This window comes from Psychrobacillus syltrankelensis (genome assembly GCF_055454035.1).
Genome location: NZ_CM144227.1, coordinates 3,261,151 through 3,280,848, shown reverse-complemented (window position 1 = coordinate 3,280,848; position 19,698 = coordinate 3,261,151). Strand labels below are relative to the sequence as shown.

At 34.2% G+C, this 19,698-nt stretch carries 16 protein-coding genes and 1 tRNA gene; 4 read left to right on the top strand and 13 right to left on the bottom strand.

Going from position 1 to position 19,698, the window contains the following annotated elements; genetic code table 11:
• Nucleotides 1-16: 16 nt before the first annotated feature.
• The 5 genes from ACTSKG_RS16095 to ACTSKG_RS16075 all read right to left on the bottom strand — a co-directional run bounded on the left by ACTSKG_RS16095 (nucleotide 17) and on the right by ACTSKG_RS16075 (nucleotide 5,980).
• Complete coding sequence (locus tag ACTSKG_RS16095) at nucleotides 17-160, bottom strand: hypothetical protein (protein ID WP_464755560.1); 144 nt, start codon at nucleotides 158-160, stop codon at nucleotides 17-19.
• A 49-nt stretch (nucleotides 161-209) separates the two neighbouring features.
• The gene (nagA, locus tag ACTSKG_RS16090) at nucleotides 210-1,367 is read right to left on the bottom strand and encodes an N-acetylglucosamine-6-phosphate deacetylase (protein ID WP_464755559.1); all 1,158 of its coding nucleotides are present in this window, start codon (nucleotides 1,365-1,367) and stop codon (nucleotides 210-212) included.
• 85 nt (nucleotides 1,368-1,452) lie between these two features.
• Nucleotides 1,453-2,898 carry an N-acetylglucosamine-specific PTS transporter subunit IIBC gene (gene nagE, locus ACTSKG_RS16085; RefSeq protein ID WP_464755558.1) on the bottom strand — a complete coding sequence of 482 codons (1,446 nt, stop codon included), beginning with the start codon at nucleotides 2,896-2,898 and terminating at the stop codon, nucleotides 1,453-1,455.
• Between the two features lie 133 nt (nucleotides 2,899-3,031).
• Nucleotides 3,032-3,514 carry a PTS sugar transporter subunit IIA gene (locus ACTSKG_RS16080; protein ID WP_464755557.1) on the bottom strand — a complete coding sequence of 161 codons (483 nt, stop codon included), beginning with the start codon at nucleotides 3,512-3,514 and terminating at the stop codon, nucleotides 3,032-3,034.
• 231 nt (nucleotides 3,515-3,745) lie between these two features.
• A complete protein-coding gene (locus ACTSKG_RS16075) occupies nucleotides 3,746-5,980 on the bottom strand; it encodes a YcdB/YcdC domain-containing protein (RefSeq protein ID WP_464755556.1) in 2,235 nt (744 codons plus the stop codon).
• Nucleotides 5,981-7,027: 1,047 nt separating this feature from the next.
• Between ACTSKG_RS16075 and ACTSKG_RS16070 the strand changes: the two genes are divergently transcribed.
• Nucleotides 7,028-7,267: a hypothetical protein gene (locus ACTSKG_RS16070; RefSeq protein ID WP_464755555.1), complete on the top strand. Its 240-nt coding sequence runs from the start codon at nucleotides 7,028-7,030 to the stop codon at nucleotides 7,265-7,267.
• Nucleotides 7,254-9,197 carry an insertion element protein gene (locus ACTSKG_RS16065; RefSeq protein ID WP_464755554.1) on the top strand — a complete coding sequence of 648 codons (1,944 nt, stop codon included), beginning with the start codon at nucleotides 7,254-7,256 and terminating at the stop codon, nucleotides 9,195-9,197. The genes ACTSKG_RS16070 and ACTSKG_RS16065 overlap by 14 nt, the downstream gene beginning before the upstream one ends.
• A gap of 102 nt (nucleotides 9,198-9,299) precedes the next feature.
• On the opposite strand, the gene ACTSKG_RS16060 is transcribed toward ACTSKG_RS16065, so the two are convergent.
• The 5 genes from ACTSKG_RS16060 to ACTSKG_RS16040 all read right to left on the bottom strand — a co-directional run bounded on the left by ACTSKG_RS16060 (nucleotide 9,300) and on the right by ACTSKG_RS16040 (nucleotide 14,673).
• The gene (locus tag ACTSKG_RS16060) at nucleotides 9,300-10,034 is read right to left on the bottom strand and encodes a hypothetical protein (RefSeq protein ID WP_464755552.1); all 735 of its coding nucleotides are present in this window, start codon (nucleotides 10,032-10,034) and stop codon (nucleotides 9,300-9,302) included.
• Nucleotides 10,035-10,542: 508 nt separating this feature from the next.
• Nucleotides 10,543-12,771, bottom strand: coding sequence for a YcdB/YcdC domain-containing protein (locus tag ACTSKG_RS16055; protein WP_464755551.1), 2,229 nt, complete (start codon nucleotides 12,769-12,771; stop codon nucleotides 10,543-10,545).
• A 263-nt stretch (nucleotides 12,772-13,034) separates the two neighbouring features.
• Complete coding sequence (locus ACTSKG_RS16050) at nucleotides 13,035-13,313, bottom strand: DUF1292 domain-containing protein (protein ID WP_464755550.1); 279 nt, start codon at nucleotides 13,311-13,313, stop codon at nucleotides 13,035-13,037.
• 622 nt (nucleotides 13,314-13,935) lie between these two features.
• The gene (locus tag ACTSKG_RS16045) at nucleotides 13,936-14,211 is read right to left on the bottom strand and encodes a DUF1292 domain-containing protein (RefSeq protein ID WP_464755549.1); all 276 of its coding nucleotides are present in this window, start codon (nucleotides 14,209-14,211) and stop codon (nucleotides 13,936-13,938) included.
• Nucleotides 14,212-14,493: 282 nt separating this feature from the next.
• Nucleotides 14,494-14,673 carry an H-type small acid-soluble spore protein gene (locus ACTSKG_RS16040; protein WP_464755548.1) on the bottom strand — a complete coding sequence of 60 codons (180 nt, stop codon included), beginning with the start codon at nucleotides 14,671-14,673 and terminating at the stop codon, nucleotides 14,494-14,496.
• A 166-nt stretch (nucleotides 14,674-14,839) separates the two neighbouring features.
• On the opposite strand from ACTSKG_RS16040, the gene ACTSKG_RS16035 reads away from it, so the two are divergent.
• Nucleotides 14,840-15,115, top strand: coding sequence for a hypothetical protein (locus tag ACTSKG_RS16035; RefSeq protein WP_464755547.1), 276 nt, complete (start codon nucleotides 14,840-14,842; stop codon nucleotides 15,113-15,115).
• 86 nt (nucleotides 15,116-15,201) lie between these two features.
• Here ACTSKG_RS16035 and ACTSKG_RS16030 read toward each other — a convergent pair whose 3' ends face one another.
• Together ACTSKG_RS16030 and ACTSKG_RS16025 are read right to left on the bottom strand one after the other, a co-directional pair.
• Nucleotides 15,202-15,504: a DUF1292 domain-containing protein gene (locus tag ACTSKG_RS16030; RefSeq protein WP_464755546.1), complete on the bottom strand. Its 303-nt coding sequence runs from the start codon at nucleotides 15,502-15,504 to the stop codon at nucleotides 15,202-15,204.
• A gap of 111 nt (nucleotides 15,505-15,615) precedes the next feature.
• Entirely contained in the window at nucleotides 15,616-17,520 is a 1,905-nt protein-coding gene (locus tag ACTSKG_RS16025; protein ID WP_464755545.1) for an endonuclease MutS2, read from the bottom strand.
• 966 nt (nucleotides 17,521-18,486) lie between these two features.
• On the opposite strand from ACTSKG_RS16025, the gene ACTSKG_RS16020 reads away from it, so the two are divergent.
• Nucleotides 18,487-18,559: transfer RNA gene (locus ACTSKG_RS16020), tRNA-Val, on the top strand.
• 165 nt (nucleotides 18,560-18,724) lie between these two features.
• Here the strand turns inward: ACTSKG_RS16020 and ACTSKG_RS16015 are convergent.
• Nucleotides 18,725-19,687, bottom strand: a complete 963-nt coding sequence (locus ACTSKG_RS16015; protein WP_464755544.1) for a DUF4822 domain-containing protein — start codon at nucleotides 19,685-19,687, stop codon at nucleotides 18,725-18,727.
• Between the last annotated feature and the right edge of the window lie 11 nt (nucleotides 19,688-19,698).

The window sequence follows — 19,698 nt, the reverse complement described above, 5'->3', positions numbered from 1 at the left end:
AGAGTTTATATTATTCTTAAGCATTTGGCATTTCATTGGTCATACTATTAAAGGATTCAGACATCTCATATGCCACCAGGGTAACTCCTAGTTTAGCTTCCAATTCATTCAGTTCTTGCAACTGCTCCTGATCAAGATTTGCAAATTTACTTTCGTCCATAAAAATCGCATCCTTTCTTTAAATCTTAATGTGTCCTTTATATTAAGGATTATGAATCTTTATTTTCAAAAACAATATTCCCACTACAAATCGTTTTTAAAATTTGTAAATTTTTGGTTAACAAAACAACATCAGCATCATAACCTTCCGCTATATAACCTTTATGCGTTAACTTTAATTGTTTAGCAGCATTAGTAGAGGACATCGCTACAAGCTCTTGGAAAGTACAGTCCGTAACATCTCGAATATTGCGAACCGCTTGATCCATTTTCAGTACACTTCCAGCTAAAGCTCCACTCGAAAGATGTGCACCTTGTTCTGTTACTTGAACAGTTTGTCCACCTAAGTCATATTCGCCGTTTGACAATCCTTTTGCTCGCATCGCATCCGTGATCAATATAATTCCGGTTGCACTCTTTAAACGATAAGCCATTTTTACTGCATTCGGATGACTATGAAGAAAGTCAGCAATGATCTCCGTCCTAATTTCCTCTGCCATTAGAACACTACCAACAACACCTGGTTCACGGTGGTGAAAAGGACGCATTTGGTTAAATAAATGAGTTGCTTGATTTGCACCTAGCTTAATCGCCTTTTCGACTTCCGATGAAGTAGCATCAGAATGTCCTATGGAAACAATAATCCCCTGCTTACAAATAGTCTCTACAAATTCAAAACCATTAGTTACTTCCGGTGCGACGGTAACTTGTTTTATACGATTCCCACTTAGTTGTTGCCATCGATTAAACTGTTCTAAGGAAGGGGCAAGAATATGTTCAATTGGTTGTGCTCCAACACGTTTTTTAGAAATATAAGGACCTTCTAGATGAATTCCTAAAACCTCTGCTTCGTCTTCCTTAGTTTCAAAATGATTTATGTTTGCTAAGGCAGTCTCTATAACAGTAGTTGTTTGAGTCATCGTTGTTGGTAAAAAACTAGTCGTCCCCTCTTTCACTAATGAACGAGCCATCCCTCTAAGCGACTCCTCTGTTCCATCCATTGTGTCAAAGCCAGCTGAACCGTGAATATGCATATCAATAAAACCAGGAAACAAATAACTTGAAGTTCCGTTAATATGTATATTAGCTTCTATCAACAGATTAGTTCCTATTTTCTCGATTTTTCCATCTTTAAGAAATATATCACTTACAAATTTAAGATCATGATTCACTATTGTCACATTTGAAATTAGAATTGTTTTTTCCACAGTATACAACTCCTAAAACTCTTATTGAAAAAGCTGTTTAATGAAGGACTTATCCTTATTAAACAGCTTTTAATCAATCTTAATATTATTTTCGGATTTTTTCTATTTCATCCGCTACAAATTGGACACTTGTTCCAACAATCACTTGAATACTTTGTGGACCTATAACATTAATTCCTGGGACACCTGTCGCTTTAATTTTCTGTTGATCGACGTTATCCATATTTTGTACTTCAACGCGTAAGCGTGTTGCACAATAATCAACAGAAACAACGTTAGAATCGCCACCTAAGCCCTCATAAATATTAGTTGCCAAGATAGAAAATTTATAACTAGACGAATGTTGAACAGTTTCTTCATCTTCTTCTTCCGACTCATCTCCTCTTCCCGGTGTTTTCAAGTCGAATTTAATGATTAAGTATCGAAATAAGAAATAGTATATCAATCCAAATACTAACCCTTGAAGTAATAACATAAGCGGTAGATTTGCAATTGGAATACGCAGACTTAAAACGTAATCGATAAACCCTGCACTAAATCCAAAGCCTGCTGTCCAATGGAAAGATGCAGCTATGAATAAGGAAATACCAGTTAAAGCCGCATGCACAATATAAAGTGCTGGAGCTAGGAACATAAATACAAATTCAATTGGTTCTGTAACACCAGTAAAGAAGGAAGCAAATCCAGCCGCTAACATTAAAGCAGCAATTTGTTTTTTTCTATTTGTTTTAGCAGTATGATACATCGCAAGTGCCGCTGCTGGTAATCCAAACATCATTATTGGGAAGAAGCCAGCCTGATACATACCTGTGACACCTTTGACACCTTTACTAGCCCAGAAATTCCCAATATCGTTAATACCGATTGTATCAAACCAAAATACAGCATTTAAAGCGTGATGCAAACCAGTAGGAATAAGTAGACGATTAAAGAATCCATATAACCCTGCACCTACTGCACCCAAACTACTAATCGATTCACCGAACGAAACTAACCAACCATATACGATTGGCCAAATAAAGAATAATACTGCTGAAACTACTAACATCGAAACTGCAGTAACGATTGGTACAAATCGCTTCCCACTAAAGAAGGCTAAGAAATCTGGTAACTTCACTTGACTATACCTATTGAACATAATCGCAGCTATAATTCCAGAAATTATCCCAATAAATGCATTATCAATTTTTCCAAAAGCAGCGCTAACATTTGCAGGATCGACTCCTTGTATTAAGGCAACAGTATTTGTTGATAACATGGTCGTTACAACTAAGAAAGCTACTAAACCACTTATTGCAGCAGATCCTTCTCTTTCCTTCGCCATCCCAAATGCAATACCAACTGCAAATAGAATCGGGATGTGGTCAATAATTGAAGCCCCTGCTGTAATTAGAAATGCTGCTAATACATTTCCTGAGCCCCATCCATCATGGTCAATCCAATATCCGATACCCATCAAAATTGCCGCTGCAGGTAAAACTGCTACAGGAAGCATTAAGGAGCGGCCAAGCTTTTGTAGATATTTCATCATAGTTACTCAACTCCTAATCATATTTTTCTAGTAAACAATTAAAAGATAAAATATAAGTGCGATTCAAGTTGTCTTCCCGTCATCTGTTTTTTTCGAAAGTCACCTCCTTATCTTTTCTTTGTCGATTGCAACTTTACTTAGAAAAAGTAGTAATAATAACTGTTTCACCCATAATGCAATCTTTTGCTACGTCATATTGAACTTCTCTTTCATCACTATTCGTAATAATAATAGGTGTTATTACACTGCTGGCATGTTCTCGAATAAAGTCCCAATTTACTTCTATGAGCAGCTGCCCGATAGAAACTCGTTCACCCTCATTAACAAAAACTGTAAAGCCTTGTCCTTTTAAAGAAACCGTTTCTAGACCAATATGAATAAGAATTTGCGTCCCATCATTTGAACGAAGACCAATTGCATGTTTGGTTCCTGATAGGAGAATAACTGTGCCGTCAATTGGAGAATGGATGCTTCCTCCTTTTGGCATGATTGCAACTCCTTCACCCATCATCTTTTGGTTAAAGACAGGATCTGGAACTTGATCTAGTGAAAGTATTTCCCCAGTGATAGGTGCATAGATTTGTAATTTACGTTTCTTAAAAAGTTTTGTAAACACGCTGATTGACTCCTTTATATTCATCTTTAGGGATACTTTAAAAAATCGTATACCTCATTTATATTGTGCAATGGCAACAGAAAGAACAAAAAAACATGAGGTCTTTTTAATAATATTGATAAAGTTTTTATTTATTTGGAAGACTACAATCTCTTAAACAAGACAAACAAAAACCCTCCACCGTTTTATTTCTCATACGGTAGAGGGTTTGAAACTAATGCTGTCTATTTATCAATAATAACGTAGGCTATTTCCTTTTTCAGATATTTCATGAGCTAGTAGGATAATTGAAACCGCCAATTCTGCATACGTCGCATCCCGATCAGGGTAAAAGTTATTTTGATCGGTTTTTAATAATCCCATTGAGTTTGCTAAAGCAACATAACCAGCATATTCTGGTTTTACTTTATTTGCATCGGCAAAGTCTAGTTTATAAATACTACTATTTCTTGCTGCTTGGTCTAATCCTAGAACTCGGATATACCAAACTGCCAGTTCTTCTTTTTTAATTGGAGATTCAAAATCGAAGTTTTGGTTATCTGCTTTTATAATACCTGCATCAACCGCACGTTCAACTACTTGATATAAAGGGTGCTTAGAATCGATATTTTTAAACGTTTGATTCTTATTTTCTGTTTCATTATAATAACTATTATAAAAATAAGTAAGGGAATTCATCATAACTTTTAATGCTTCGCCTTTTGAAACAGATGCATCTCCATTAAAGTTTTTAGTATCTTTAATATCTAAAACTTTAGCATTGATAAGATAATTAAGCTCTTCTTCCGCCCAAGGATGGGTAATGGTAGAAGTACTCTTTCCATTATATAAGCTGCTCCATTCCCCCGAGTTTGCATCTAAAACACTAAAAGAGCCTTTATTAAAAGTCGGCAAGTACACTAAATCATAGTGAAGATTTTCTTTTTTATTATCTGATTTCATATAATTAAGATCTAAGCTTAAATTCTTTTTCAATATAGCTTTAGCATCTTCTTTTGAAATAGCTTTGTCAATGGATGGCCATTTTTCAATATCTTGATAATTGACATTAAGACTTTTTAAGGTACCATCAGCGCCTATACCTACATTCAGCTGATCACCCATTACAACAATACCATTTACAATTCGAGGGAAAGAGAAATTATAAGTACCAAATCTCTCTTCGAAATAAGGTTCCTCTACTGGTATTGCGTAGTTGTGTAGATGAGAAGGAGCCCATTCCTTTAAATATTTTATAGCTTGAGTGCGCGCATCTTTCTCAGAAATTGGTTTGTCTTTTTTAGTTTTCTCACCAATTTGTTCTAGAAGGTCGCTTGTCATATCATTGTATTGTACAATCTCACCTGTTTGTTTATCTATTTCAAGACTTGTTCCAGATCCGCTGTTCGCATAACGATACATATATTGAATGCGAATGACTGCCTGTCCGTTATAATTTTTTACTTCTTCGACCGATTCAATGTTTAATTTAACTTTATCACTTTTTACTTTAAGCATTTGTTCTGCAAGTTTCTTTGCTTGTTCTAATGTAATCCCTTTTTGTTTTGGTGGAAGTTGTTTAGCTGAAATCATTTCGATTTTTGCATTCTTTGGAAACTCTTCTGAATATCCATCTGCTGTTAGCCATTTTCCTGTAGAAGCATTGGCCCCTCTCAATTTAGTAGTTGGTTGATAAACGAGTTGAACACTACGGTCATCGCTTCGATAATCGTTATTAATTTGGTATTGTAAATCAACAGTTAGATTTTCTTTGATTTTTTCTAAAATACCATCTTTATCTTTTAATTGTTTTGCATCATCAAAGGTAAAATTTTTCTTTTGCATAGGATTTTGATAAAAACTAACTATTTCACCGTTCCCTAGAACAGACACTTCTATTCTTTGATCCAGAATGGATATTTGATTTTTTGTGCGAGCGAAAGAAAAGGAATAACGAATTGGTTCTGATAGTATTTGGCTTGGATAATAATTGAAAGGATCTGTTTCTAACTGATATTCCGATCCCCCAAAAAATTTCTTAACAAAATCATTTGCAATTTTTCTAGCATCGTCTTTTGAAACCTTTGCAGGGAATAAAGATTCTTTTTCAACTGATGGCTGGTAGTAAAATTGCTCAATGTCTAATTCTTCACCAACAAATGTAACACTACCATTCAATTGTTTTCCATTTACTGTCTTATGAAAAGATAAATCATAACGTAGCGTACCATCATCTTCGGGATAAAAGTGACCACTATGCATATAAAAATCACTATTCGATAAAAAATCAAACTTTTTTGGAAACAAATCATGAAGCTTTTTAATTAGATCGTTTTTTGTGAAACTTTTTTCTGTTGCAGCGACTTGAATCTGCACTTTTTCTGGTTGCGTATTCATTGTAGTTGAAGCATGGGCCATAGACGAAAACATTCCAAGCGATAACGCGGAAGAAGTTAAAACAATACCAATTTTTTTAATATTAACCAAGATAACCCTCCTATTCCAGTTGTAATTAAAGTGTACACTAAATTCTGTAAATTGGAAACGTTTACTTTTATCTTTTTTCCATTTTTATTGGTGATGGTAAATAATCCTTTGATAGTCCGAGAGGAAACATTATATAAAATCACAATCTAATCTAACGGAGGTAAAATAAGAAAAAGAGCAAAATCCCTTCAAGTGCATCATGTCTTCCCTAATTCTAGAGTGCTTTGGACGAAACATCGGATAACTATTACCATTGGAATTGTGTAGCTGGAAGTGACTGCGTCACTTCCAGCTACACTTTTTTTGGTCATCTTATGGCGGATGTTTGTCCGTCGCCCTCTTGGAATTTGTGTGGACATGATGTGTTTGGTTTGGCTAATGAGAGAAAAAATACTCCCCTACTCTTTTATTAGATTCCGAATATACTATTTCGGAATCTCTTCACTTCTTTACCTTTAGATACTATCTATTTTTTCTCTGGTTCCGCTTGCCATATGGATTAGCAAAAGAAAGTGCCAATTTTCTTCAACAAAAGCATATTGTCCTTCATATTTGCATGTTGATTGGAGTGAAAGGTGGCGACTCAGGACGGAGGCAAACAGGATGTTGGTCACGAAGGCGTTGCCACACGATGTGGCGCTCTTAGCCTTCGTTCCCCGGAGTCAGTTTAGCCATCACAACGAACGCGTAAGCGGCGGTGATGGTTCATCGCTCACCCCGCGGAAAGCGTCCACCTGAAACGGAAATCCCCGGTATTGATGAACACTAGTTTAACAGGCCGATCATCCATAAATTTCCGTAATAAAAACCGGGCAAAGAAGCATAAGCCGTTCAGTTTTGAATCACTTTTAATCAAATAAAACCTAAAATAGACATCCAATTAGCATTACAATTGAATGTCTATTTTTCATTGATATACCAAGGTTTACGTTTATTTTTCTTTTCAAATGGATATACTATTGACAGGTCAAATAACAGAATTACAATTATAATTGTAATTGAGTGAATTAACTATCTAATTGGGTGTTCAAATCGGAGGTTAAAGTGATGGTGAAGATAAATCCAAAACGATTAAATAGAAAAGAAGTGGATTGGCAAATATCCGAACGTTCCCGAAACATATTAAAGCATTTTTCGGAATTCAGCGAACACACAGAAGAAGATATTGTCGAAATCTTACTCAATAGTTTGATGGAAGACGAAGATTTCTTAAAGTGGGCGTATGAAAAGAGAAATAACAAGCGAATGTTAAATGAACTGGGGTTGAAGCAGAGTGACTGTATATAAACGATTAACGGAATCTACTGACACATTTTTAGAAATTGAATCGCCAGTTACAACAAAACAACTTCAAGAAAGAGCTAAAGACTATGAAAAACTAACGCCTAAAAAATTTGCTTTTAAAATAAACAAGTATGCTTTTCAACCTGTTTATTTCCATTGGAAAGGTAAAGAGTTCGGAATTCAAATGAATCATTGCACAAATCACTTATGTAAAAATTTTGGTTTACCACAACAGAAATTTGATGTAAAAGGCAAACCTAGTCGATACAGAATAGAAGGTAATATAAATCGCAAAAGTGTAAAGTGTAATCCTGAAAAAAGAGATCCTGACGACGTACCGACTCAAAATTGTCATTCAGAAGCGATTTCAAGCTGGTCTCTGATAGAAGAGATGGAACGCCTTGTTCGTTTTAATTCTTTAAAACCGTTAGAGCCTTCTTATCAATTTCATAAAGAGGGATGCCCAGTTGCTTCTACGCCTTTTACAAATCCAAAAGATTTTTTGAAAAAAGGGATTAGCAAATCAAAATCTCAAAAGTTTCAATGCAAAACGTGCAATAAATATACAAATGTCTTACCAACTAAGATTCGAAATCTTAATTATCATCAACAAAGAAATGAAATCCTTGTAAGATTTGCTACGCAATTAGTAAATAAAACATCCATTAATCGAACGTGTGAAATTTTAAAAATTGGCAAAGGAACTTACTATCAAAAATTGGAATGGTTATATCGTTGTTGTTTGGAGTTCCTTGAAACAAGGGAAACAAAGGCACTAGAGAAGAAATCTTTTGATGAAATGTGGCTGAACACGGATAAACTCCATTATGTTTTGAATAACGTATTGAAAAAGGGTCAAGGGAAAAATTCAAGTAGGCATTTGGATGAAAAACAATTGCCTACATTTGTGGTCACAACAGCGGACACAGTATCCAATTATGTGTTTCGTGCTGATATTGCGTACGATTGGGATATCTCATTCGATAATATAGAATCAGACACTGTAAAGTATAAGGAAGATCACTTGAGCAGTTTCCAAAGAAAAAATGATCGGTACGGAAAATATTCAGCTTATCCAATAATTCCGACAGCAAATGATACACAAACATTTGCTGAATATAAAGAGCAACTAGAAGATGTTCGGATGCGAAAGTTGTATGTAGATGGATTACACGTTAATGCAGGGTATACAACAAAGGCACATTTATGGTTAATTAAACAAACTATCCAAGCAAAAAAATGGCGTTTTGTTACGGATGATGATGCATCGTTAATCAACTCATTTGCAAGAGTGTTTAAAGAGGAAATTAAAGCAAAGGACGCTCATCATTTGCTTTGTTTGACGGACAAAGGAATTACAAGAAACCAAGCAAAAATAGATTTCTTCTCATCTATTCGATCACTAAAATATTGGGGAGAAAAAAATGGATATGAAAAAGCAAGCCTACGGACACTTGCCTTATACTTCATTAAGGACATTTTAAACAGTCACGAATTTCACCGTAAAAAAACATCAGAGAACGGGGAAATCTATTTTGAGCACGCACTCAATCGAATGAAACATCCAGTTCCAACAAGTGATCGTGGTCATCGAGAAATGGATGTTTTAACGGATATTTCACATTTAACTCATTTCCAACAAGCATCTTTATTAGTAAATATTGATGATAATGCCGTTAATCAATTCCTTCAAACTGTTCGAAGACGTATATCTGTTTTAGAAAGACCTATCGTAACAGCTCGTGGTGATGGAAAAAGTTATATTTACGCAAACTTTTATCCAAAATATTCACAAATGGCATTAACAATTCTGAGAACATATTATAATTTTTGTCTTCCTTTTCGAAAAGGAGATAAAAAAGAGACACCTGCTCAACGTTTAGGGATTGCTGAAAGGTTGTATACGTGGGAAGATATTATTTATAAACGATAAAAAAACGCTGAATTAACGTTCAGCGTTTTTCTCGTTTTAAGACAACGAAATATTTCTTTCTTTTTGAACTAAAGCCCCGTTAGCGAAATAAGTTCGCAAATTTTATTTCTTTAATTTTCTAATAGGTAAATAGACAAGTATCAATATGAATCCGACAACCAAAGTTCCAAATGGAAATATTAACGGGAAGAATATTGAATGGTAACCTTCCCAAGCGTCTGTGTAATATCCAATAGAATAAGGGACAACCATACCTGCATTTAATAGTTCTGTTTGTAAAGCGTCTCGTTCAGAAAAACTAAAAGATTTATTATTTAAAGTGCCCATTTCATCCAATGTATATAGTTTATATTTTAATTTCTCTATTGGAACACGACCAACTATATCTCCGTTCTGCATCTCCTTTTCCAATTCCCTTGTTTTCTTTAAAAGTACAATAAATTGTATTTTATCTTTTTTCTTATCCTCTAAGGTTAAATATGCAATATCTCCGTAGTATCTATTTAAACCCTCTTCTTCTATTCTTATTGGATAATTTTTTAATGTATCTATTTCCGACCCATCTACTTTTAGTGATAAATCTGCAATAGCAATCTTATTACTCCAAGGGTCTATGTAACTTTCCTCGTTTTTTATCGTCTCCTTAATTTCTATAATATGGTCTTTAAAATTAAATGTAGATTCAGTAGGAGGAAAACCTTCGTTTACATCTGTGATCTTATACGCTTGATTCATTTTTTGATTATGAATAAGTTCCATTACCATTTTTGTGCTTATTGGCAAAGAAGTTAAAAGTAAAATCATTCCTAGAAAACAGAAAACTAACTTTTTTTTCAAATCTATTTCACCTCAAATTTTAAAAATTTTGATATCTAAGTATAAGTCCTACTTCTACTAACCTGCGCCGTTAATTCAATAAGAATTCCTTTGTTTTATTATACCCAATATCTAATAACATCTTTTTTATTTGAAATTTTCTATTATTTTCATATGCAACAACTCACTCAATTTCCTGTTGTGTTAGCTTTATGTATTTTGTTTAAACACGATTATTTATTGTTTTCTATGATCCAAAAAAAGCACTGCGAATTACAGTGCTAATTAATGTTTTATTTGATAATTAATTTCTTTTGCTTATCCTGATCAATTTGATCGTTTATTTGCAATAAAGTGATTCAAAACTGAACGGCTTAAAAGAAGCACCCGGTCTTTTTAAGAAGAGGAGCATAGGAATGCCCCCTAACTTCCGCTACGGTGGACGCTCATCCCTCATCCCACGGAACGCGTCCACCTGAAACGAAAATCAACCTGCTCCTGCTATGATGGAGGTTTTCGTTTCGTTTGATTAATATCTAAAAGCATTTCTATTTTCAGATATTTCATGTGCCAGGAGAATAGTTGAAACTGCTAACTCTGCATAGGACACTTCTTGAGCAGGGTTGAATTGATTATTATCGATCTTAAATAAACCAATAGAGTTGGCAATAGCAACATAACCCGTGTATTCTTTTTGAACCTTATTTGCATCTGTAAAATCAAGTTTATAGATATTACTATATTTAGCCGATTGCTCTTGACCTAGTACTCTTATATACCAAGCTGCTAGTTCTTCTCTTGTGACGGGAGAATCCACATCAAAGCTCTTACTATTTGGTTTAATAACGCCCATATCTACCGCCCGTTCTATCGCTTGATATAACGGATGCTTAGGGCCAATATTGTCAAACGTCTGCTTCTTATTTTCGTTGTCATTATAATACATACCATCATAGAAATAAGTGAGGGAATTTAAGATTACCTTTAATGCTTCTCCTTTTGAAATAGCTGCATCCCCGTTGAAATTTTTAGTATCTTTTACTTCTAAGACTTTTGCACTGATAAGGTAATTAAGTTCTTCTTCGGCCCATGGATGGGATATCGTAGATGGACCTTTTCCATTGCCCATGCTGTTCCATTCTCCAGTAGTAGCATCTAAAAAGCTAAATACGTTCTCATTAAATAGAGGGGAGTAGACTAGATCGTAGCGATTTTCTTTTCCTAAACCTGGTTTCATATAAACTAGTCTTAAACTTAGGGCATCTTTTAGCTTAACTAACGCGTCTTTTTCAGAAATTACTTTATCCAATGACGGCCAATTATCTATCTCTTGAAAGGAGACATTTAAGTTATTTAAGGAACCATCTCTCGCTATACTTACATTAATCTGGTCTCCCATTACCATAATTCCATTTACCACTCTTGGGAATGAGAAGTGATAAAATCCAGCTATTTCATCATAGTTAGCTTCTCCTACTGGTAACGCATAGTTGTGTAAGTATGATGGAATCATCTCTTTCACATACTTTAACGCTTGAGATAGTGCTTCTTTTTGAGTAATTGACTTCCCTTTGATGGGTTGTTCTCCATTTTGTTGTAATATGTCTCTTGTGACGTCATAATACTGAATAATCTCTCCAGTGTCTTTATTTATTTCTAAACTTGTTCCATACCCACCATTGGCAGCATTCTCGTACGTATAGTCAACTCGAATTACATTCTGTCCGTTATAATTTTTCACTTCGTCCATCGCTTGTATGCTTACTTTAATTTTATCCGATTTTGACTTTAAAAATTTTTCAGCTATCTTCTTTGCTTCTTCTAAAGTAACTCCTTTTTGTTTTGGTGGAAGTGGTTTAGCTGAAATCGTTTCCACTTTAGTTTTTCCTGGAACCGTTGTAGAATAGCCATTCGGGGTTAGCCATTTACCAGAAACTGCGTGAATTCCTTGTATTTTGGATGATGGTTGATATACGAGTTTGACAGCTCGTTCACCTGTTCTATAATCCATGTCTAACTGATATTGCAACTCAACCGAGATGTTATCCTTCAATTTCTTTAATAGATTATTTTTATCTAATAATTGTTTTGTATCTTCAAAAGTAGCTGATTTTTTGTCAGGACTTTTATAGAAATTAGTAACCTCACCATTACCTAGTACAGTTATCTCAATTCTTTGATCAGAAATAGATACTTTGTTTTTCGTCCTAGAAAAAGAAAAGTTATAACGAATTGGCTCTGTTAAAATTTGTTGTGGATAATAGTTAATTGAGTCCGTTTCTAACTGGTACTCTTGATCAGTTAGAAATTTCTTCATAAAATCATCGGCAATTTTTCTTGCCTCATCTTTTGATACTTTTGCTGGAAATAATGCGTCTTTTTCATTGCTTGGTTGGAAGTAAAACTGCTCTATTTCTAATTCTTCCCCAACAAATCCAACACTACCATATAAGGATTTTCCGTTCACCATTTTGTTAAAATATAAATTATAACGTACTTCTTTATCATCTGAATAATAGTGTCCGCTACTCATTTGAAAATCATTATTTGTTAGATCATCAAATTGCTTCGGAAACAATTCTTTAAATCTCTTAATTAAATCATTTTTAGTATAAAATTTTTCAGAAGCCGCTACTTGAATTTGAATTTTTTGTGGTGTTTCATTTCCAGATGGTGAAGCATTTGCAATAGATGAAAACATTCCTAAAGATAATGCGGACGTAGTTAATACAACTCCTAATTTCCTTAACTTAACCAAAATAATCCTCCTAAAAATATAATTTTAATCGCATACCAAATTCCCCAAATTTAGATAATACTTATTGTTGAGCTTTCTATTGGCGTTTGCAAACAATTCTATAGAGTCTATGATAGTTGGAGTGGAAACATTCTTTTAAAATAAAAAAAAGAGATTTTCTATCTAATACATGGATTAGGTAGAAAATCTTTTTTGAGCGAAAATTAATTAATCCTATTCGAGAAAGTGAGTCCATTGTAAGACAGAAACTTTAGCATTTTCTTTTATCCAGCTTCCAACGCTTCTAAAAAAGTTGCTGATACTTTCTCATACTCCGCTTCCGTTTCCAGTTCTGCTAATTCATCACCATCAACATTTCGGAAAAAGAATACACCTACTTCTTTCACGCTTTTTTCTTCTCCGTCATCAGCAAAAGCAAAAGCTGCATATTCCCTGTCTTCTATAGTTAACAAACCAATCACTTCAATTTTTTGCTTCTGATTATCACGATCCATCACAGAAAGAATATCGCCAACTTCAATACTACTCATCTTTTCTACCATTACAATTCCCTCCCAAATTTTCACCAAACAAAATTTCCATATTAGTATTCCCTCCAATTGTTTGATTCATCCAAAAGAATTGATAAACATGTACTTTTTTGGAGATATACAACCTGTCTATTCTATGTATGTATACTTTATACGGGAAAAGTGAAGGAAACATTTGTGAATATTTAGTATGCTAAAGACATCACTGATTAGTACTTTCCGTATGCATTTCCACCAAAAGTGTGACCTACTGTACAATTCGAATGTATGTCCACATAAACTGTTGCTATAACCCCCCTATCCAGAGTCCATATACACCTAAAGTGTGAAAAAAAAAGCATGGGATAAAAGATAGAGTTGAAAAACTCTTTCCTTTATCCCATGCTTCATATAAATAGTAAGCATTAAACTTTTTCTCCATTTTGCCAAAAGCGTATGTATGTATGATAAAGCTTCAGTTGTCAGAACAGAAGGATAAAAAGCAAGCAATGGAATTTGCTACCTTACAATCTCAGCTCAATCCAGCGTGATCTGGGGACAGTTATTCGAATTGTTATGCCGAAATGAGATTTGTAATTTTTAGAAACAAAAAGGGAAAAGAGCTAGATCACTGCTTTTCCCTTTTTTCTGTATTTTATTCTTCTTCAGCTATTCTAAACGCTGCAGATACTTTTTCAAATTCCTCGTCACTCTCAATCATGGACAGTTCCTCGTCATCTTCTACTCGGAAAAAGAAAATATCAATATCCTCTTCTGATTCTCCCTGTATATCCTCTACAAAGCTAACAGCGGCGTATTCATTTTCATCCACAGTTAACAGACCAAGTACTTCCATTTCTTGTTCCTGATCGTTTTCATCTAGTACCATAAAAATTTCGCCAACTTCAATTTTCCCCGTGTTCTCTTCCATACCAAACTCCTCCTTACATCATTTCTTCTACTTTTCTTTTTTATCTTACATTCAATTATCCAACATTATGTGTTTTTTAGCAAAGTCTTTAATTTTTCAAATGTGAGCCGCTTTTTCTACTGCCTGTTTCCGTTTTACGTCTTGTTTTTCTGCCATACATTCTTTCTATTTGTGCCACTAACCTTTTTTCACTATAAAACTGCACTTTCAAATGTAAGTACTACTAACATTTAGGGTGCAGTTCAGAAAATGGCGGTTTATTTATATAAACACTGGATTAAATTATTGTTCACTTAAACTTGTTACGGATACACTTTGTTTATTGTTTGGTTCATCTAGGGAATGGATTGTAGCTAATCCCTTTTGTTTGTCTACGTGCTCAATATAAACTTTTTCCCCGTTACAGATTACACTCACCATATCTTGCGAAAATGCAATTTCTTCTGCTCGTGAAACATTCATTGTAGCCACCTCCTTTTAATTATCAATGGTTATTATATTTACCTAAAATTATTCAGCTATACTTGTTCTAGTGATTACTTATTATTATTGACCTTATACTACGACTAAAAACCACAATTACGGATATATTATTTAAAGGTGGAAATCTTATTTAGGAGTGTTTTAAATGGATTCTAATAAATTTATTTTCAAAATGGAAAATGAAAATGATGAGCTTGTAGTAAAAGGAGAAATCCAAGGAAAAACGGAGATGCCGTTTCTAGATGATCTGAAGTTTAATGGAATAATTGCTTTGCTGAATTCAATGGATAAACAGAACTTCAGTGAAACAGGTAATAATCATATATTTGATAATTACTTAAAAGAAATTGATGAGACTATAAATGAATTAAAAAAATATAACCATTTTCAAGGGGATTTAAACTGCCGTGAGGGATTATAGAAACTCTTAAATCGATAAAATATAACAATGTTTCGTTTTTTATCATCTAAAAAAGAGAGGAAACTTTCTCCTCTCCTAACAATTAATCATTCCTCTTCTACCTCTTCTTCCTCTACCGCTTCTAAAGCTTCTAAAAATGCTGCTGATACCTTCTCAAACTCTTCATCCGTCTCTACTTCGGCTAACTCTTCTCCATCCAAAACCTCAAAAAAGAAGACATCTACCTCTTCTATCGTTTCTTGTTTTGCATCATCTGCAAATGCAACAGCCGCATATTCCTTATCTTCGATCGTTAACAAACCAATCACTTCAATTTCTTGTTCCCGGTCCTCTTCATCCATTATGGTAAGAATTTCTCCAACTTCAATACCGCCCATCTTTTCTTCCATTCTGATTCCCTCCCACATTTTATTAAATAAAAGATTTCTAATTATTCTACCCTTCAAATTGTCGATTAACCCAAAAGTGGTTACTAATTTTAGGTAAAGCTTATTTCAATATTATTCACTAAGCCTTTTCTTTATATCTTTTGAAACTTTTTTTAATGCTTTCTTTGAGCCTCTTTCCATATCATGTTGGAATTTTCGTTCTGCATAATTAACAAATAAATCATTTAGGTCATAACCTTTTGGATATAACTCGGTTGCTTTTACTTCAAGTTCTAATCTCTTCGCGTTCACTTTTATTTTTTCATTTTTATAGAACACTAACACATTATTGAAGTTGTCTTTTTTCTCATATACAATTCCAGAATCATTTTGTTCGATTAATTTTACTCTGTCTCCTACTTCGAAATCATAAGTAAGCTCTTCTTGAAAGTGTGTCAAGATTGGTTTTATTACTTTGTTTTCTTTGACACGTTCTAAATCATAATTTTTGTTTTCAATATAGTAATGTGCTTTTTGGAGAACTTTTTCACGCAAGTTCATTTTCCTTGAAATCCAAAGTGCATTACTGTCACCTGATTTACCAATTAAAAGCTTATACATAGGCTCTAATGCTTCACTGTTGAATTGCATAGCAGCATTCATAAAATCGCTATGAATTTCCGAGTAACGTTTTATTTCCCCGTAGTGGGTTGTTGCAACAGTAATACATCCCATTTGATAAAACTCCTCTAGTATAGCGATAGCAAGTGCGGCACCTTCGTTTGGTTCCGTACCACTTCCTATTTCATCAAAAAGGAGAAGTGTGTTATTCGTTGATGCACTCATAATTTCTGAAATGTTTTTCATATGTGATGAAAAGGTACTAAGTGAATTTTCAATGCTTTGATTGTCCCCAATATCCACATATATATTATCAAAAATAGCTATTTCCGTTCCTTCATCTGCCGCAATATGAAACCCTGACATGACAGCTAGTGTTAGAATTCCTATTGTTTTTAGTACTACTGTTTTCCCGCCAGCATTAGGTCCTGTAATAATTAAGCTACGATAGTCTTTTCCGATTTCAAAGTCTAGAGGAACAATATTTCCAGACAATAGAGGATGCTTGCAATTCTTCAGCTTAATATAGCCATGGTTATTTAGTTTTGGCTCAATTCCATCCATTCTTTTACTAAACTTCGCTTTTGCAAAAATCATGTCATACTGACCAATCAATTCAATATTGATGTTTATTTGCCTAACTTCCTCGTAAATAGTTCCGGAAATGGTAGCCAAAATTTGGTATTCTTCCATCGATTCCTCCGCCTTAAGCGTTGCTAATTCTGCATTTAATTTGGAAATAGCTGCAGGCTCAATAAATACAGTTGACCCTTTAGAAGAAGATTCTATAATCGTTCCTTCCACCTGGTTTTTATAAGAAGCTTTAATAGGAATAGTAAAACGATCGTCCTTTTTACTTATAAAGAATTCTTGAATATATTCTTTATTGGCACTACTCTTTAGAAACTTATTAAGTTTTTCTTCTATTTTTTCTTCTGTCTTGGCAATATGATTTCGAATACGCTTTAATTCTTTACTAGCCTCCGAATCCACTCTGTTTCCTCTAATGGAGTGATTAATAGTCTCTTCAATACTTCTTAGTTCCATCATGGAGTGGGAATAAGAGTGTAAAACAGGAGCAAAAAATTCTTTATCAATCATAAACTTCTTTATTGTTCTACAGCCTCGTAAGAAATCAGAAATAGCTACTAACTCAGATGGACCTAAAATCATGCCCTTTTCTAGTTTTTCCATCTGATGATTTATATTTGAAATACCTTTTAGAGGAAGATGACTTTCTGCATCTAGTAACTTCCTCGCCTCAGTCGTTTCGTTTAATCTAATTTTAACAACTTTACTATTTGAACTTGGATGAAGCTTCTCTAGCAATTCCTTCCCTAAACTACTTACACAATGGGATTTCACCATTTCCTTTAGTTCGTTATATTGTAATTTTTCATATGTCATTGTGTTCATGTGGATTCCTCCTTAATTAAGTGCATTTTATCTTCACCAAATCCCGAGTGCTTTGGAGTAACCCTAATTACCCTAGTTTAAATAATTTAAGATAAATCCTTTGCTCCTGCGCAAGCTCGTCGCAGTAAAGATTTTGCTCCTAAGCAATCTCGTCGCAGAAAAGATGAGCAACACGGATTCAGCACTCTGGCATTCGCTTTCCGCGGGGCGAGCGACAAGCCTCGGGCCAACACGATGTTGGTCATGAAGGCGTTGCCTCAGGATGAGGCGTCTTTAGCCTTCCTTCCTATTAAGAGCTTCGTGCGGGGTCTCGTCTGTCTCGCTTATCCCGCAGGAGTCTCATGTCGCCGCACTAAATCCTTCTTGTGTAGTTTAATAATTAGCAAATAGTCATAATTTCAAATCAGTTAATAAAAAAATGCCCGCAAGAACCTCTCCTACCTATCCATTTTTACGATAAAACCAAAAAATGGATAGAAAGCTCCTGCGGGCATTTGCCTTGAGTATTACAAGGCACTTTTATCGTCTACAAAAAAGGTCAAAAGAAAAAAGCATGACGGGTCAAACCCCGCCATGCTCTTCGTCTTAACACACAAATATGTTAAACGAGTATATGGAAAAGGAAGCAGTCTTCTGGTAGGTATTCCCAATGTTAAATAAACATTGGGAACAAGGCACACTTAATAAACTGGAACAAAACCAGTCATTAAAAGCCTTATTAAACTAAATTAGTTTTAGTTCATACCTACTTCTGACATACTTCACCACACCTTTTATAAGAATATTTTTAATATACCATTATTTAAAATAGTAGTCAATTCCCCAAAAAACTTTACGAACACCCCATAGTATGGTCCCTTAGCAAATGAGTTAGCTCATCAGCAATAGGTATTGTAGTATTCGAATCAAACTTATATAATAATATAAAGTAGCATTGCTGTTATTTTAACATCTACTTTAAATATCGGTCTTGTAGCTCAGTTGGGAGAGCACCACCTCGACAAGGTGGGGGTCGCTGGTTCGAGACCAGTCGGGACCATCATTATCATAAACCTCTAAACATTGTTGTATCAGTGTTTAGAGGTTTTTCTTTAGTAATCTTTCAACATATACATCTTATTTTAGGGTCTGTTTGTAAGATTTTTATTATATTCATTAGTGATAAAACCATCCCTACTAAATGCCAGGTCTAATTGAATTTTATTTATTTTGTGAATTCTAATTTATAATTACCGTCATAAGGTATATGCTCCACAAATACGGTTATTTCTTTCCCATCTTTATTCTTACCATTTCTTTTATATGTGAATTTATTTTTATTAAGTTCTGTTATCTCTAGAACAGCACCATATTTATTAACTCCTAGTGAAACGTGGGCTCTAATCTTATTTCCATGTACAACATCGTAATAACCGTAATCACCCCGACTTTCACCTGTTTTAGCATCAAAAAACTCATATTTATTTGTCAAATCATCGTATCTTGCCAGACCTAAATAATTTGAATTATAATTTGATACATCATTGCCTTTTTTATCTAAAGCAACTTTTCCTTGCCAGAGTGTGCCAGATAAAATTTTATCTCCATCCATATTTGTTACTATTTCCCCTGTGGAAGTATCCAAAGTTTTATCTGGATTTGTAAAGGCAAGATTTGTTTCTGTATAAGGGACATGATCAACAAATACCTCTATGTCGTTTCCATTAGTGTCTTTACCCACTCTTTTATAAGTAAACTTATCTTTATTTAACTTTGTAATTTCGACAACAGCTTGGGAATCCTTTGATTCTGAAATTAGTACTCTCACTTTCCCATCGTTAGTGATAAAGAAAGTTCCATTATCCCCACGACTTTCTTTTGTCTTTTTATCGAAAAATTCATACCTTGATGTTTCATTGTCATATTTCGCAAGGGCAATAAAGTTTGCGTTCTCTTTTGTTAAATCATTATTGTCTTTATCATATACTTTAGTACCTTGCCAATTTGTGCTACTAAGAATTTTAACTAGTACTTGTCCTGTGGTTAAATTATTTTCTTTTTTATCTTCTTTAGCAATTTGTTCTTGCTTCTTAGCACTTTGTTTATTTTGTGCGTTTGAATTACACCCAGTTATCACCAAAGATAATCCAATAAGAATAGATGGTAATATGTTCTTTTTCTTGTTCATTTTATTGTCTC

Excerpts from the sequence above, each read along its gene's own strand:
- ACTSKG_RS16045 (WP_464755549.1), bottom strand. The coding sequence starts at position 14,211 with ATGGAAGAGAACACGGGGAAAATTGAAGTTGGCGAAATTTTTATGGTA.
- ACTSKG_RS16040 (WP_464755548.1), bottom strand. The coding sequence starts at position 14,673 with ATGAATGTTTCACGAGCAGAAGAAATTGCATTTTCGCAAGATATGGTG.
- ACTSKG_RS16030 (WP_464755546.1), bottom strand. The coding sequence starts at position 15,504 with ATGGAAGAAAAGATGGGCGGTATTGAAGTTGGAGAAATTCTTACCATA.
- ACTSKG_RS16070 (WP_464755555.1), top strand. The coding sequence starts at position 7,028 with ATGGTGAAGATAAATCCAAAACGATTAAATAGAAAAGAAGTGGATTGG.
- ACTSKG_RS16035 (WP_464755547.1), top strand. The coding sequence starts at position 14,840 with ATGGATTCTAATAAATTTATTTTCAAAATGGAAAATGAAAATGATGAG.
- ACTSKG_RS16015 (WP_464755544.1), bottom strand. The coding sequence starts at position 19,687 with ATGAACAAGAAAAAGAACATATTACCATCTATTCTTATTGGATTATCT.
- ACTSKG_RS16050 (WP_464755550.1), bottom strand. The coding sequence starts at position 13,313 with ATGGTAGAAAAGATGAGTAGTATTGAAGTTGGCGATATTCTTTCTGTG.
- ACTSKG_RS16025 (WP_464755545.1), bottom strand. The coding sequence starts at position 17,520 with ATGAACACAATGACATATGAAAAATTACAATATAACGAACTAAAGGAA.
- nagE (WP_464755558.1), bottom strand. The coding sequence starts at position 2,898 with ATGATGAAATATCTACAAAAGCTTGGCCGCTCCTTAATGCTTCCTGTA.
- ACTSKG_RS16095 (WP_464755560.1), bottom strand. The coding sequence starts at position 160 with ATGGACGAAAGTAAATTTGCAAATCTTGATCAGGAGCAGTTGCAAGAA.